Below are 13,985 nucleotides of genomic sequence, written 5' to 3' on the forward strand. Positions count from 1 at the left end.
GATCTTGATCTACAACCAGGAGCGCCCGCACCTGTCCTTAAAATACAAAACGCCCGATGCGGTGCATCGGGCGTTAGGGTGAAACAGGTGTAAACCTATTTCAGGACTAGACACGCACAACACTACCCACTTATTTCACTGACAGACACCCAGCGCCGCTCCTCAGCAGCGACCCGAATCGCCGTCGCCAGCCTCTCTACTTCAAATGCCTCCTCGAAATCAGTCCCGGTTTGCCCATTCCCGGCCAGCGCCATGATCAGCTCATGCACTTCCAGCGTCTTCAGCTCGTTGTAGCCCAACTGATGCCCCGGCGCCGGGCTGAACGCGGCGTAGCCGGGCAAGTCCGGTCCGGCCAGTAAACGCTGGAAGCCGCCCTGGCCGGCGCGACACAGGCGTAGCTCGTTCAGGCGCTCCTGGTCAAACGCCAGGGTGCCTCGGGTGCCGCTGATCTCGAAGCTCAGATGATTCTTGTAGCCATGCTTCAGCCAGCTGCTGCTGAAGGTGCCGCGCGCGCCGCTGGCAAAGCGCAGCAGCGCATGGGCCTGATCGTCGACCGCAATGCGGCGTTGTTCCTGGCTGCCAGTTGTGGCTGGGCGTTGGCGATGGACGGTCTGGGCGTCGGCACACACCGCTTCGACATCACCCATTAGAAAGCGCGCCATAGCGAGCAGGTGACTGCCCAGATCCGCCAGTGCTCCACCGGCATGTTCCGGTTCGCAGCGCCACGACCAGGGGGAGGCTGGATCGGCCATGAAGTCTTCGCTGAATTCACCTTGAAAGCTGATGATCTCGCCGAGTTCGCCACTCAGGATCAGCTCGCGTGCCAGGCCGATAATCGGGTTGTGCTGGTAGTTGTAGCCGACCCGGGTGACGACGCCGGCATGCTTCGCCGCTACGTGCATGGCATGAGCTTGTTCAAGATTCACCGCCAATGGCTTTTCGCAGTAAACCGGTTTGCCGGCAGCAAGGGCGGCCATGGCCATCGGGTAGTGCAGGTGATTGGGAGTGGTGATGGCGATCAGATTGACCTTGGGGTCGTCGATCAATCGCTGCCAGTCGCCATGGGCCTGCTCGAAGCCCCAGGCGGTGGCGCAGGCTTGGGCGCGTGCGGGATCGGCGTCAGCCAGGGCGGCAAGGCGAAGGGTGAAGGGCAGTTCGAATGCCCCGCTGACGTTGCGAAAGGCCAGAGCGTGGGCGCGCCCCATGAAGCCCGTACCGATAAGGCCGATTCCGAGTTCACGCATGACAGGATCCTTTGAGTTCTTGTTTTCAGAGATCCTGTTTATAGAATAAATATTCCCTGCATTCAAATTATGGAATAAATATTTTGAATACCGCATTCGCTGGGATGGCGGTCTGGTCAGTCTTCAAACCCGACCTGCTCGTGAATCTCGTCCACCTTCAACTCCAGTCGATAGGCCACAGCGATAAACAGCGCCTGGCACAGGCACAAGGTCGCACTCAGAGAACGGAACGCAAACGAACTGCCTTCATTGACCAGCAGCAGGGTGTTGGCGCGTTTGGCCAGGGGCGAGAGATTGCTGTCAGTGATGATCAGGGTTTTCGCCTGATGATGCTGGGCGATGCGCAGGCAATGCTGGGTTTCCTTGCCGTACGGCGTGAAGCTGATGGCGATCACCAGGTCATTGGCGCGCACGCTGCGCATCTGCTCGCGATAGCTGCCGCCGAGGCCCGAGACCAGGTGGATGCGCTTGTTGGTGTGTTGCAGGTTGTAGACCAGATAGTCAGCCACGGCGAACGAGCGGCGAACGCCGACCACGTAGATATTGTCGGCATTGACCACCAGGTCCACGGCCTTTTCGAAGGCCTGGTCATCGAGTTCCTGGCCCAGGCGTTCGATGCCCGAAAGGGTGGCGTCGATGCACTCGCGGGCCAGGTCGCCGCCGCTGGCTTTCTGCGACTTGTTGGCGATCATGCTGCGAATGCGCTGCTGGTAGTTCTGTACCGGCGTGGCTTTGTGGGTATACGCCTCGCGGAACAGCGCCTGCATTTCACTGAATCCGCTGAAACCGAAACGCTGGGAAAACCGCACGATGGCCGACGGATGCACTTCGCACTCGCGGGCGATGTCGCTGATGCGGTCGACCATGATCCGGTCGCTTTGCTGGCTCATGTAACTGGCGATGCGTTTGAGCTGGCGCGGCAGGCTTTCGTATTCAGTGGTGATGAGCTGCAGCAGGCGCTCGGCATTGATCGGGGGGCTGGCAAGATCGCTCTCGGGCGTGCTCTCGGCGGTAGCCGGCTGATCGGTGCTGGACATAAATAATCCTTCTGGCTTGTTCTTATAGGGACGGTTACGTCTCGTCCCCTGACAATAGGTTGGCTGTGCGCAGTCTACAGGCTCGGCCTGGACAAAATCTTGGGCTTGCGCCAGCGCGATGCCTGCTGAAACGATGCACTGCGTCTGGAGCGCCTGCACTGAAGTTTATTGGAAAAAATATTCCACGCGAAAAATAATTGGAATATTTATTGATTGTTCGATCCGGCTCGTTTTAGTCTGCATCCACCAAGAGTGTCCGGCGCGGTCACCGCGTTGGGCACGGGCTGATAAAAATAACAGGAGCCAGCATGGGCCAGACTCGTTTTGCCAGTGGACGTCAATTGGATCTGATTTGCCTCGGACGCCTCGGCGTCGACCTCTATGCGCAGCAAGTCGGGGCACGGCTGGAGGATGTGAGCAGCTTCGCCAAATACCTCGGCGGCTCGTCCGCCAACATCGCGTTCGGCACCGCCCGGCTGGGGCTCAGGTCGGCGATGCTGAGCCGCACTGGCGACGATCACATGGGGCGTTTCCTGATCGAGTCGCTGGCCCGTGAAGGTTGTGACGTCAGCGGCATTAAGGTCGATCCGGAGCGTCTGACCGCCATGGTGCTGCTCGGTCTCAAGGATCGGGAAACCTTTCCCCTGGTCTTCTACCGTGAAAATTGCGCCGACATGGCGCTGCGGGCCGAAGACATCAGCGAAGCCTTTATCGCCTCCAGCAAGGCCTTGCTGATCACCGGCACCCATTTCTCCACCGACGGTGTCTACAAGGCGAGCATCCAGGCGCTGGACTACGCCGAAAAGCACAACGTCAAACGGGTGCTGGACATCGACTACCGCCCGGTCCTGTGGGGGCTCGCCGGCAAGGCGGACGGCGAAACCCGTTTCGTTGCCGATCAGAACGTCACTCAGCATGTGCAACAAATCCTCCCGCGCTTCGATCTTGTGGTCGGAACCGAAGAAGAGTTCCTGATGGCCGGCGGTTCTGAGGATTTGCTCACCGCGCTGTGCAATGTCCGGCGGCTGAGCGCGGCGACGCTGGTGGTCAAGCTCGGGCCGCAAGGTTGCACGGTGATCCGCGGAGAGATTCCACAGCGTCTTGAAGACGGCGCGATTTATCCCGGCGTGCGCGTCGAAGTGCTGAACGTACTGGGCGCCGGCGATGCGTTCATGTCGGGTTTCCTCAGCGGTTGGCTGGAGGATGCCAGCGACGAGCGTTGCTGCCAGTTGGCCAATGCCTGCGGTGGTCTGGTGGTGTCGCGCCATGCCTGCGCGCCGGCGATGCCGACCCGTGCCGAACTCGATTATCTGTTCAGCAGCCCGGTGCCGATTACCCGGCCGGACAAGGACGTCACCCTGCAACGCCTGCATCAGGTCAGTGTGCCGCGCAAACAGTGGAAGCAATTGTTCATCTTTGCCTTCGACCATCGCGGGCAACTGGTGGAACTGGCCCAGAAGGGCGGACGCGACCTCGGCGCCATCGGCGAACTCAAGCAACTGTTCATCAAGGCCGTGGAACGAGTCGAAAGCGATTTGCGCGAGCAGGGCATTGAAGCCGATGTCGGGCTGCTGGCGGATCAGCGTTTCGGCCAGGACTCGCTGAACGCCGCCACCGGTCGTGGCTGGTGGGTGGCGCGTCCGGTTGAAGTGCAGGGCTCGCGGCCGCTGGCCTTCGAACACGGGCGCTCGGTCGGCAGCAACCTGATCGCCTGGCCGCAGGAACAAATCATCAAATGCCTGGTGCAATTCCACCCGGACGACGAACCGATGCTGCGGCTGGAACAGGAAGCGCAGATCAAGGCGCTGTATCAGGCCTCGCAGGTCAGCGGTCATGAACTGCTGCTGGAAATCATCCCGCCCAAGGATCACCCCTCACCGCATCCCGACGTGCTGTATCGGGCGCTCAAACGCCTCTACAACCTGGGCATTTACCCGGCGTGGTGGAAGATCGAAGCGCAGAGCGCCGAGGAGTGGAAGCAGCTCGACGAACTGATCCAGGCGCGCGATCCCTATTGCCGGGGTGTGGTGCTGCTGGGCCTGAATGCCCCGGCGTCAGCGTTGGCCGAGGGCTTTCAACAGGCCAGTCAGAGCCAGACCTGTCGCGGGTTCGCCGTGGGCCGGACGATTTTTCAGGAGCCGAGTCGCGCCTGGCTGGCCGGGGAAATCGACGACGAGACGCTGATCCGCCAGGTACAGGGCACCTTCGTCGAGCTGATCGATGCCTGGCGCACGGCCCGGGCCTGAGCCGCGGTTGAACATTCTAGAAATAACAATAAAAGGTGCAGCCATGCCCGCTATCCGAATTGGCATCAACCCGATTTCCTGGAGCAACGACGACCTGCCGTCCCTCGGCGGTGAAACACCGCTGAGCACCGCCCTCAGCGAAGGCAAGGCCATCGGTTATGAAGGCTTCGAACTCAACGGCAAGTTTCCCAAGGATGCCAAAGGCGTTGGCGACGTGCTGCGCCCGTATGACCTGGCGCTGGTGTCCGGCTGGTATTCCAGTCGCCTCGCGCGCCGTTCGGTAGCCGAGGAAATCGACGCGATTGCCAGCCATGTCGAGCTGCTGGCCAAGAACGGCGCGAACGTGCTGGTTTACGGTGAAGTGGCCGACTCCATTCAGGGCCAACGGATTCCGCTGGTCGAGCGCCCGCGTTTTCACACTGAACAGGCGTGGCAGCAGTACGCCGACAAGCTGACCGAACTGGCGCGCTTCACCCTGTCCCAGGGCGTGCGTCTGGCGTATCACCACCATATGGGCGCCTACGTCGAATCGCCGTCGGACATCGACACCCTGATGGCGTTGACCGGTAATGAAGTCGGGCTGCTGTTCGATTCGGGCCATTGCTACATGGGCGGAGGCGAGCCCTTGCAGGTACTGCGCAAACACCTGTCGCGCATCTGCCACGTGCATTTCAAGGACGTGCGCAAACCGGTGGTGCAGCTGTCTCGCAACAACCTGTGGAGCTTCCCCGACTGCATCATCAACGGCACTTTTACCGTTCCAGGGGACGGTGACATCGACTTCGCTGAGCTGCTGAACGTGCTGCTGGCGGCCGATTACCACGGCTGGCTGGTGGTCGAGGCCGAGCAGGATCCGGCAGTGGCGCCGAGTTATGCCTACGCGAAGAAAGGCTTCGACACCTTGCGTGCATTGCTCGACGCGAGGACTGCACGATGAGCCTGCTGGTCAAAAGCAATGCCCGTGGCCGGACCATGGTCGAGCTGGCTGAAGGTGAGTTGCAGTACGTCGGTTTCGCCGCCTACCGGTTGAGCCTGGGTGAAATCTTGCCTGTTGCGGCGGGCGATAAAGAGCTGTGCCTGGTGCTGCTCAGCGGTCGTGTCGGCATCCACGGCGAAGCGCCGGGGCAGGGGGCCTTCAACTGGGACAACCTCGGTGATCGCCAGTCGGTGTTCGAAGACAAATCCCCGTTCGCCGCGTACCTGCCACCCGGCAGTCAGGCACAGGTGGTGGCATTGAGTGATGCGCAAGTGGCGGTTTGCGCCGCTCCCGGTTCGAGCACCACGGGCCTCGGTCCGCGCCTGATCAGGCCTGAAACCATGAAGCGCAGCGTGCGCGGCAAGGGCGCCAACACCCGCTATGTCTGCGACATCCTGCCGGACAGCGAGCCGGCCCATTCGCTGCTGGTGGTGGAAGTGCGCACGCCGTCGGGGCACTCGTCGAGCTATCCGCCGCACAAGCACGACACCGACGATCTGCCGCACCAGAGCTTTCTCGAAGAAACCTACTACCACCAGATCAACCCGCCCCAGGGCTTCGTGTTCCAGCGGGTCTACACCGACGACCGCAGCATCGATCAAGCCATGGCCGTGGAAAACAGCGACCTCGTCGTTGTGCCCAAGGGCTATCACCCGGTCAGCGTGCCGTATGGCTACGAGTCCTACTACCTGAACGTGATGGCCGGGCCGAAACGCGTCTGGCAGTTCCATAACGACCCGCAGCACAGCTGGCTGCTGGATCTCTGAATTCCAACTTTCGCACGGAGAACAAGAACAATGAGCGACGCCCCGGTCATAGGCCATTACCTCGACGGTCAGGTGCAGGACAGCGGTAGCGAACGATTCAGCGATGTCTTCAATCCGGCCACCGGCTCTGTTCAGGCGCGGGTCGGGCTGGCCAGCCAGAAGACTGTGGATGCTGCCGTCGCTTCGGCGCTCAAGGCATTTCCGGCCTGGTCCGAGCAATCGTCCCTGCGCCGTTCGCGGGTGATGTTCAAGTTCAAGGAATTGCTCGATCGTCATCACGACGAACTGGCCGAAATCATCAGCCGTGAACACGGCAAGGTGTTTTCCGACGCCAAGGGCGAAGTCACCCGAGGCATTGAAATCGTCGAGTACGCCTGCGGTGCACCGAACCTGTTGAAGACCGAGTTCAGCGACAACATCGGCGGCGGCATCGACAACTGGAACCTGCGTCAGCCGCTCGGCGTCTGTGCCGGGGTCACGCCGTTCAACTTCCCGGTGATGGTGCCGCTGTGGATGATTCCGCTGGCGCTGGTCACCGGCAACTGCTTCATCCTCAAACCGTCCGAGCGCGATCCGTCCGCCAGTTTGCTGATGGCTCGCCTGTTGACCGAAGCCGGTTTGCCGGACGGCGTGTTCAACGTGGTGCAGGGCGACAAGACGGCGGTCGACGCCTTGCTGCAGCACCCGGACATCGAGGCGATTTCGTTTGTCGGTTCGACGCCGATTGCCGAGTACATCCACCAGCAGGCCACCGCGCGCGGCAAGCGGGTGCAGGCGCTGGGCGGCGCGAAGAATCACATGATCGTCATGCCTGACGCGGATCTGGACCAGGCGGCGGATGCCTTGATCGGCGCGGCTTACGGATCGGCCGGTGAGCGCTGCATGGCGATTTCGATTGCGGTCGCGGTCGGCGAAGTCGGCGATCAACTGATCGCCAAACTGCTGCCGCGTATCGATCAGTTGAAAGTCGGCAACGGTCTGCAAGGCGACAACGACATGGGCCCGCTGGTCACCGCCGAACACAAGGCCAGGGTGGAAGGTTTTATCGATCAGGGCGTGACCCAGGGCGCGCAGCTGATTGTCGACGGCCGTCACTTCAAGGTACCGGGGGCCGAGGCGGGCTTTTTCGTCGGCGCGACGCTGTTCGATCACGTCACCACCGACATGAGCATCTATCAGCAGGAAATCTTCGGCCCGGTGCTGGGCATCGTGCGCGTGCCGGATTTCGCCAGTGCCGTGGCGCTGATCAACGCCCATGAATTCGGCAATGGCGTGTCGTGCTTCACCAGCGATGGCGGGATCGCTCGCGCCTTCGCCCGCAGCATCAAGGTCGGGATGGTCGGCATCAACGTGCCGATTCCGGTGCCCATGGCCTGGCACTCGTTCGGTGGCTGGAAGCGCTCGCTGTTCGGCGATCACCATGCCTACGGGGAAGAAGGCATTCGTTTCTACAGTCGCTACAAAAGCGTGATGCAGCGCTGGCCCGACAGCATTGCCAAGGGCCCGGAATTCAGCATGCCGACGGCCAAATAATTCATCTGCGCGGAGAACAACAAGAATGAGTACTCCCCTGCGTTTTGCCCTGAACCGAATGGTCGCTCCACGTTTGTCCCTGCCGGCGTTCATCGAGTTGGCGGTGACCCTCAAAGCCGACGCCATCGAGATCCGCAACGACCTTAAAGGCATCGAGATCGAGGACGGCACCGCACCCGAACACGTGCGTGAGTTGTGCACGGCCCACGGGATCAGCGTGCTGTCGATCAACGCGCTGTATCCGTTCGACATGTGGAATGACGAGCGCCGCGCGCAGGCCTTGAAGCTGGCTGGCTATGCCCGCGATTGTGGTGCGAGGGGGCTGGTGATGTGCCCGTTGAACGACCGCGCCGATCCGCGCAGCGTCGCCGAACGTGCGTCGGGCCTGCGCACCGCGCTGAGCGAGCTGGCGCCGATCCTGCGCGATCACGGCCTGCTGGGTTTCATCGAGCCGCTGGGTTTCAAAGCCTGCTCGCTGCGCCGCAAACGCGCGGCGGTGGAGGCGATCAAGGCAGTCGGCGGGCTGGATGTGTTCCGCCTGGTGCACGATACCTTTCACCATCACCTGGCCGGTGAACAAGAGTTTTTCCCCGAGCTGACCGGGCTGGTGCACATCTCCGGTGTCGAGGAAACCGAGGCACCGCTGGCAACCCTTAGCGATGGCCACCGGGTGCTGGTGGGCGCGGACGACATTCTCGGCAACGCGGTACAAATCAACAGCCTGCTCGCTGGCGGCTACAGCGGCTACCTGTCGTTTGAACCGTTCGCCGACAGCGTCCATGGCCTGGCGGATATCCAGACGGCGATCGGCGCCAGCATGGACCACCTGAGCAAATCCCTGAGTTGACAGTGCCCCTCGCAGGGATCGGATCTGAATTTGAAAGGTGCGGTTATGACCACAACAAGACTGACCATGGCCCAGGCCCTGGTGAAATTCCTCGACAACCAGTACATCGAGGTCGATGGCGTTCAGAGCAAGTTCGTCGCCGGGATCTTTACCATTTTCGGCCACGGCAATGTGCTGGGTCTGGGGCAGGCGCTGGAGCAGGACAGCGGTGACCTGATCGTCCATCAGGGCCGCAACGAACAAGGCATGGCCCATGCGGCGATCGGTTTCGCCAAGCAGCATCTGCGGCGCAAGATCTACGCCTGCACCTCGTCCGTGGGGCCGGGCGCGGCGAACATGCTGACCGCTGCCGCCACCGCGACTGCCAACCGGATTCCCTTGCTGCTGTTGCCGGGTGATGTCTATGCCTGCCGTCAACCGGACCCGGTGTTGCAACAGATCGAGCAGTTCCACGACCTGAGCATCAGCACCAACGATGCGTTCAAGGCCGTGAGCAAGTACTGGGATCGCATCAACCGTCCCGAACAATTGATGACCGCAGCGATCCACGCCATGCGCGTGCTCACCGACCCCGCCGAAACCGGCGCCGTGACCCTGGCCCTGCCGCAGGACGTGCAGGCCGAGGCCTACGACTATCCCGATTATTTCCTGCAAAAACGCGTGCACCGCATCGAGCGTCGTCCGGCTACTGAAGCGATGCTCGGCGATGCCGTGGCACTGTTCAAAGGCAAACGCAAACCGCTGATCATCTGTGGCGGCGGCGTCAAATACTCGGGCGCCAACGTGGCGTTGCAGGCGTTTGCCGAGCGCTTCGATATTCCCTTCGCCGAAACCCAGGCCGGCAAAAGCGCGCTGGTGTCCAGCCATCGGCTGAACGTCGGCGGTATCGGCGAAACCGGTTGCCTGGCGGCGAATCTGCTGGCCAAAGAGGCAGATCTGATCATCGGGGTCGGCACCCGCTACAGCGATTTCACCACCGCGTCGAAATCCTTGTTCCAGCACCCTGACGTGCAATTTCTCAACCTCAACATCAGCCCGTGCGACGCCCTGAAACTCGACGGCGTGCAACTGCTGGCGGATGCCCGGACAGGCTTGTCGGCGCTGGCCGAAGCGCTGGGCGACTACCGTTCCGGCTGGGGCGATCAACCTCTTCAGGCCCGGGCGCAACTGGATGAAGAAGTGAATCGTCTGTATCAGATCGACTATCAGGCACGGGATTTCATCCCGGAAATCAACGACCACCTCGATCCGGCGGTGTTGCGCGAATTCATCGAACTGACCGGTTCCTGCCTGACCCAGAGCCGCGTGCTCGGCGTACTCAATGAAACCCTCGCCGATGACGCGGTGATCGTCGCCGCTGCCGGCAGTCTGCCCGGCGACTTGCAGCGCAGCTGGCGCAGCAAGGGGGTGAACACCTATCACGTCGAGTATGGATATTCGTGCATGGGCTATGAGGTGAACGCCGCGCTGGGCGTGAAGCTCGCCGAGCCCGAGCGCGAGGTCTATGCGCTGGTGGGCGACGGCTCTTACATGATGCTGCACTCGGAACTCGCCACCTCGATCCAGGAGCGACGCAAGATCAACGTGGTGCTGTTCGACAACATGACCTTCGGTTGCATCAACAACCTGCAGATGGGCAACGGGATGGACAGCTTTGCCACCGAGTTCCGTTTCCGTAACCCGCAAAGCGGCAAGCTCGACGGCGCTTTCGTGCCGGTGGATTTCGCCATGAGCGCGGCGGCCTACGGCTGCAAGACCTACAAGGTGAACACCGTTGAAGAGTTGCAGGCGGCGCTGGCCGATGCACGTTTGCAGACGGTCTCGACCCTGATCGACATCAAGGTTCTGCCCAAGACCATGATTCACGGTTACCTGTCGTGGTGGCGGGTCGGCGTGGCGCAAGTCTCGACCAGCGCCCGCACCGACTCGGTGGCCAAAACCCTGAACGAACGACTGGCCAAGGCCCGTCAGTACTGATTGCCCTGAATCGAACAACCACAAGGAATCCTTTCATGTCATTGCTTTCCCAAGTGTTGCGGCTAGGCGTCATCGGCACCGGTGCCATCGGCCAGGATCACATCCGTCGTTGCAGCCAGACCTTGCTCAACAGTCAGGTCGTGGCGGTTACCGACATCAATCTGCAGCAGGCGGCCAAAGTCGTCGCTGACCTGAAACTGACCGCCGAGGTGTATCCCGACGGCCACGCGCTGATCCAGGCGCCGGACGTCGACGCGATCCTCGTCACTTCCTGGGGCCCGAGCCACGAAGAGTTCGTGCTGGCCGCCATCGCGGCGGGCAAACCGGTGTTCTGCGAGAAGCCACTGGCGGTCACCGCCGAAGGTTGCCGCAAGATCGTCGAGGCAGAAGTGGCCCACGGCAAACGGCTGGTGCAGGTCGGTTTCATGCGTCCGTACGACGAAGGTTATCGCGCGTTGAAGTCGGTGATCGACAGTGGCCAGATCGGCGAACCGTTGATGCTGCATTGCGCGCACCGCAACCCGAGCGTGGGTGAAAACTACAAGACCGACATGGCGATCACCGACACGTTGATCCATGAGCTGGACGTACTGCGCTGGTTGCTCGATGACGATTACGTCTCGGTGCAGGTGGTGTTCCCGCGCAAGAGCAGCAAAGCCCTCGCGCACCTGAAGGATCCGCAGATCGTGCTGTTGGAAACCGCCAAGGGCACGCGCATCGACGTGGAGGTTTTCGTCAATTGCCAGTACGGCTACGACATCCAGTGCGAAGTGGTGGGGGAGACCGGCATCGCCAAACTGCCGGAGCCGTCCCAGGTTCAATTGCGCAGTGGGGCCAAGCTGTCCAACGCGATTCTGATGGACTGGAAGGATCGCTTTATCGCGGCCTATGACGTCGAGTTGCAGGCGTTCATCGATGGCGTGCGGGCAGGGCAGGTCGGTGGACCGTCGGCGTGGGATGGCTTCGCGGCCGCGGTTGCCGCCGATGCGTGCATCGAAGCGCAGAACAGCGGCGCGATCGTCAAGGTCGCGCTGCCTGATCGCCCCCATTTCTACAGCTGACGCAAATCCCTGTGGGAGCGAGCTTGCTCGCGATTGCGGTCTATCAGGGCACATCAATGTGGAATGTGCCGCCGCCATCGCGGGCAAGCCCGCTCCCACAGGGTCCGCGTTTTATTCAGGGAAATACTTGTATGCGCATCGGACTTGTCGGTTATGGCCATGGCGGCCGGTTTTTTCATGCTCCGCTGATCAGCAGCCTGCTGGCGGCGACGTTCGTCGGCGTGGTCACCCGTTCAGCGGAGCGCCGACAGTTGCTGGCGGCGGAGCATCCGGGTGTGCCGGCCTTCGACAGCATCGGCCAGTTGGTGGAAGCCGGGATCGATGTGCTGGTGGTATCGACGCCCCTCAAAGGGCGGCCGGCACTGGTGCTGGACGGCATCGAACACGGGGTGGCGGTGGTCAGCGACAAGCCGTTCGCCGCCGACTGGCAGCAGGCGCAAACCCTGATCACTATGGCCGAGCGCCAGAATGTACCGCTCAGCGTCTATCAGAACCGGCGCTGGGATTCGGACTTTTTAACCGTGCGCAAACTCATCGAATCCGGCGCGCTGGGCCAGGTCAGCCGGTTCGAATCGCGGATCGAGCGTTATTCGCCGTCGTCGGTTAACAACGGCAGCGGCGGTGGTTTCCTGCGCGATCTGGGCAGTCATCTGGTAGATCAGGCGCTGTTGCTGTTCGGCCCGGTGACCCGGGTTTACGCCGAACTGGATTACCTGGAAAAAGACCAGGCCTTCGATCACGGCTTCTTCATGTCCCTGACCCACGCCAGCGGCGTGACCTCGCATCTGGGCGGCAGCTGCCTGCAAAACAGCCCCGGTCCGCGCTTTCGGGTGAGCGGTACGCTGGGTTGTTACAGCGTCGAGGGGCTGGACGGGCAAGAGGCCCAGGCACTGGCCGGGCTCTCGCCGAAAACCGAAGGCGAGCGCTGGGGCGTCGAGGAACATCGACGTTGGGGCTGGTTCGAGCACGGAGAAGAGCGCGAACGGGTTCCGTCTGAGCGCGGCTGCTGGAGTCAGTTCTATTTACAGCTACAAATCGCGTTGCAAAACGGTGGCCCACTGCCCGTGGACGCACGTGATGCACTGGCGACAACCCGCGTGCTAGACGCTGCGCGCCTGAGTTTCAAACGTCATCAGGTGGTGGAGTTGAGTGAGTTTGCAAGCCATGGAATAAAATCATAATAAAATTCTAAAACAGGTTGATATGGAAAATATTTTCCAATAAAGTCGAGTCCAGATTCACTGTCTCGCTACACGTTCCAACGCCTCGACTGCTTGTCCGCTTACTGAAATCGTCATGCCTCATCCATAAAACCAACAAGAATGTGGAGAAAGACTTTTCATGAAGACCAAGACCCGTTTTGCCTCACTGGCCTTGTCCCTGATGTTCGCCAGCGGCGCTGCGCTGGCCGATATGAAGATCGGCGTCAGCATGTCCCAGTTCGATGACACCTGGCTGACCTACCTGCGTGAATCCATGGACAAGAAAGCCAAGTCCTATCCCGACGGCGTCAAGCTGCAGTTCGAAGACGCCCGCAGCGACGTGGTCAAGCAACTGAGCCAGGTCGAAAGCTTCATCAGCCAGAAGGTCGACGCCATCGTGGTCAATCCGGTGGATACCGCCGCCACCAAAAAGATCACCGAAGCCGCAGTGAAGGCCGGCATTCCGCTGGTCTACGTCAACCGCCGCCCCGATGACCTGAACCTGCCCAAAGGCGTGGTAACCGTTGCTTCCAACGACCTGGAGGCCGGCGAGATGCAGATGCAGTACCTGGCCGACAAGATGGGCGGCAAGGGCGACATCGTGATTCTGCTGGGCGATCTGGCGAACAACTCCACCACCAACCGCACCAAGGGCGTCAAAGAGGTCCTGGCCAAATACCCGGACATCAAGGTCGAGCAGGAACAGAGCGGCGTCTGGCTGCGGGATAAGGGCATGACCCTGGTCAATGACTGGCTGACCCAGGGCCGCAAGTTCGACGCGGTCGTCTCCAACAACGACGAAATGGCGATCGGTGCCGCCATGGCCCTGCAACAGGCCGGCGTCGCCAAAGGCAGCGTGCTGATTGCGGGTGTCGACGGTACGCCGGACGGCTTGAACGCCGTGAAGAAGGGCTCGCTGGCCGCTTCCGTGTTCCAGGACGCCAAGGGTCAGGCCGACGGCTCCATCGATACCGCGGTGAGAATGGCGAAGAACGAGCCGGTCGAGCCGGCAGTCTGGGTGCCGTTCCGCCTGATCACGCCGCAAAACGTTGACCAGTTCAAATAGTCCGTCCGTTCAATAACAACAATAAGCCC

Annotated in this window: 11 protein-coding genes; 9 read left to right on the plus strand and 2 right to left on the minus strand. The window is 61.3% G+C overall.

The window, feature by feature from the left end:
- Positions 1-122: 122 nt before the first annotated feature.
- On the minus strand, positions 123-1,244 hold the full coding sequence (locus AC1Q9F_RS16585) for a Gfo/Idh/MocA family protein (protein ID WP_492620350.1): 1,122 nt from the start codon (positions 1,242-1,244) through the stop codon (positions 123-125).
- A gap of 116 nt (positions 1,245-1,360) precedes the next feature.
- Entirely contained in the window at positions 1,361-2,281 is a 921-nt protein-coding gene (locus tag AC1Q9F_RS16590; RefSeq protein WP_085747795.1) for a MurR/RpiR family transcriptional regulator, read from the minus strand.
- A gap of 308 nt (positions 2,282-2,589) precedes the next feature.
- Between AC1Q9F_RS16590 and AC1Q9F_RS16595 the strand changes: the two genes are divergently transcribed.
- From AC1Q9F_RS16595 to AC1Q9F_RS16635, 9 genes are all read left to right on the plus strand, one after another.
- Positions 2,590-4,527 (plus strand): bifunctional 5-dehydro-2-deoxygluconokinase/5-dehydro-2-deoxyphosphogluconate aldolase, encoded by a 1,938-nt coding sequence (locus AC1Q9F_RS16595; protein ID WP_492620351.1) that lies wholly within the window; start codon positions 2,590-2,592, stop codon positions 4,525-4,527.
- 43 nt (positions 4,528-4,570) lie between these two features.
- Positions 4,571-5,464: a myo-inosose-2 dehydratase gene (iolE, locus tag AC1Q9F_RS16600; RefSeq protein ID WP_492620352.1), complete on the plus strand. Its 894-nt coding sequence runs from the start codon at positions 4,571-4,573 to the stop codon at positions 5,462-5,464.
- Entirely contained in the window at positions 5,461-6,270 is an 810-nt protein-coding gene (iolB, locus tag AC1Q9F_RS16605; protein ID WP_492620353.1) for a 5-deoxy-glucuronate isomerase, read from the plus strand. The genes iolE and iolB overlap by 4 nt, the downstream gene beginning before the upstream one ends.
- A 30-nt stretch (positions 6,271-6,300) precedes the next feature.
- Positions 6,301-7,803, plus strand: coding sequence for a CoA-acylating methylmalonate-semialdehyde dehydrogenase (locus AC1Q9F_RS16610; protein WP_492620354.1), 1,503 nt, complete (start codon positions 6,301-6,303; stop codon positions 7,801-7,803).
- Between the two features lie 25 nt (positions 7,804-7,828).
- Positions 7,829-8,650, plus strand: coding sequence for a TIM barrel protein (locus AC1Q9F_RS16615; protein WP_492620355.1), 822 nt, complete (start codon positions 7,829-7,831; stop codon positions 8,648-8,650).
- A 45-nt stretch (positions 8,651-8,695) separates the two neighbouring features.
- Positions 8,696-10,627 (plus strand): 3D-(3,5/4)-trihydroxycyclohexane-1,2-dione acylhydrolase (decyclizing), encoded by a 1,932-nt coding sequence (iolD, locus tag AC1Q9F_RS16620; RefSeq protein ID WP_492620356.1) that lies wholly within the window; start codon positions 8,696-8,698, stop codon positions 10,625-10,627.
- A 35-nt stretch (positions 10,628-10,662) separates the two neighbouring features.
- The gene (iolG, locus tag AC1Q9F_RS16625) at positions 10,663-11,688 is read left to right on the plus strand and encodes a bifunctional inositol 2-dehydrogenase/D-chiro-inositol 1-dehydrogenase (protein WP_492620357.1); all 1,026 of its coding nucleotides are present in this window, start codon (positions 10,663-10,665) and stop codon (positions 11,686-11,688) included.
- Positions 11,689-11,819: 131 nt separating this feature from the next.
- A complete protein-coding gene (locus AC1Q9F_RS16630; RefSeq protein ID WP_492620358.1) occupies positions 11,820-12,869 on the plus strand; it encodes a Gfo/Idh/MocA family protein in 1,050 nt (349 codons plus the stop codon).
- 160 nt (positions 12,870-13,029) lie between these two features.
- Positions 13,030-13,956: a sugar ABC transporter substrate-binding protein gene (locus AC1Q9F_RS16635; RefSeq protein WP_007956051.1), complete on the plus strand. Its 927-nt coding sequence runs from the start codon at positions 13,030-13,032 to the stop codon at positions 13,954-13,956.
- Positions 13,957-13,985 lie beyond the last annotated feature (29 nt).

This window comes from Pseudomonas sp. GW823-FHT04A03 (assembly GCF_058796615.1).

Excerpts from the sequence above, each read along its gene's own strand:
- iolG (WP_492620357.1), top strand. The coding sequence starts at position 10,663 with ATGTCATTGCTTTCCCAAGTGTTGCGGCTAGGCGTCATCGGCACCGGT.
- AC1Q9F_RS16610 (WP_492620354.1), top strand. The coding sequence starts at position 6,301 with ATGAGCGACGCCCCGGTCATAGGCCATTACCTCGACGGTCAGGTGCAG.
- iolD (WP_492620356.1), top strand. The coding sequence starts at position 8,696 with ATGACCACAACAAGACTGACCATGGCCCAGGCCCTGGTGAAATTCCTC.
- AC1Q9F_RS16615 (WP_492620355.1), top strand. The coding sequence starts at position 7,829 with ATGAGTACTCCCCTGCGTTTTGCCCTGAACCGAATGGTCGCTCCACGT.
- AC1Q9F_RS16595 (WP_492620351.1), top strand. The coding sequence starts at position 2,590 with ATGGGCCAGACTCGTTTTGCCAGTGGACGTCAATTGGATCTGATTTGC.
- AC1Q9F_RS16635 (WP_007956051.1), top strand. The coding sequence starts at position 13,030 with ATGAAGACCAAGACCCGTTTTGCCTCACTGGCCTTGTCCCTGATGTTC.
- AC1Q9F_RS16590 (WP_085747795.1), bottom strand. The coding sequence starts at position 2,281 with ATGTCCAGCACCGATCAGCCGGCTACCGCCGAGAGCACGCCCGAGAGC.
- iolE (WP_492620352.1), top strand. The coding sequence starts at position 4,571 with ATGCCCGCTATCCGAATTGGCATCAACCCGATTTCCTGGAGCAACGAC.
- iolB (WP_492620353.1), top strand. The coding sequence starts at position 5,461 with ATGAGCCTGCTGGTCAAAAGCAATGCCCGTGGCCGGACCATGGTCGAG.
- AC1Q9F_RS16585 (WP_492620350.1), bottom strand. The coding sequence starts at position 1,244 with ATGCGTGAACTCGGAATCGGCCTTATCGGTACGGGCTTCATGGGGCGC.
- AC1Q9F_RS16630 (WP_492620358.1), top strand. The coding sequence starts at position 11,820 with ATGCGCATCGGACTTGTCGGTTATGGCCATGGCGGCCGGTTTTTTCAT.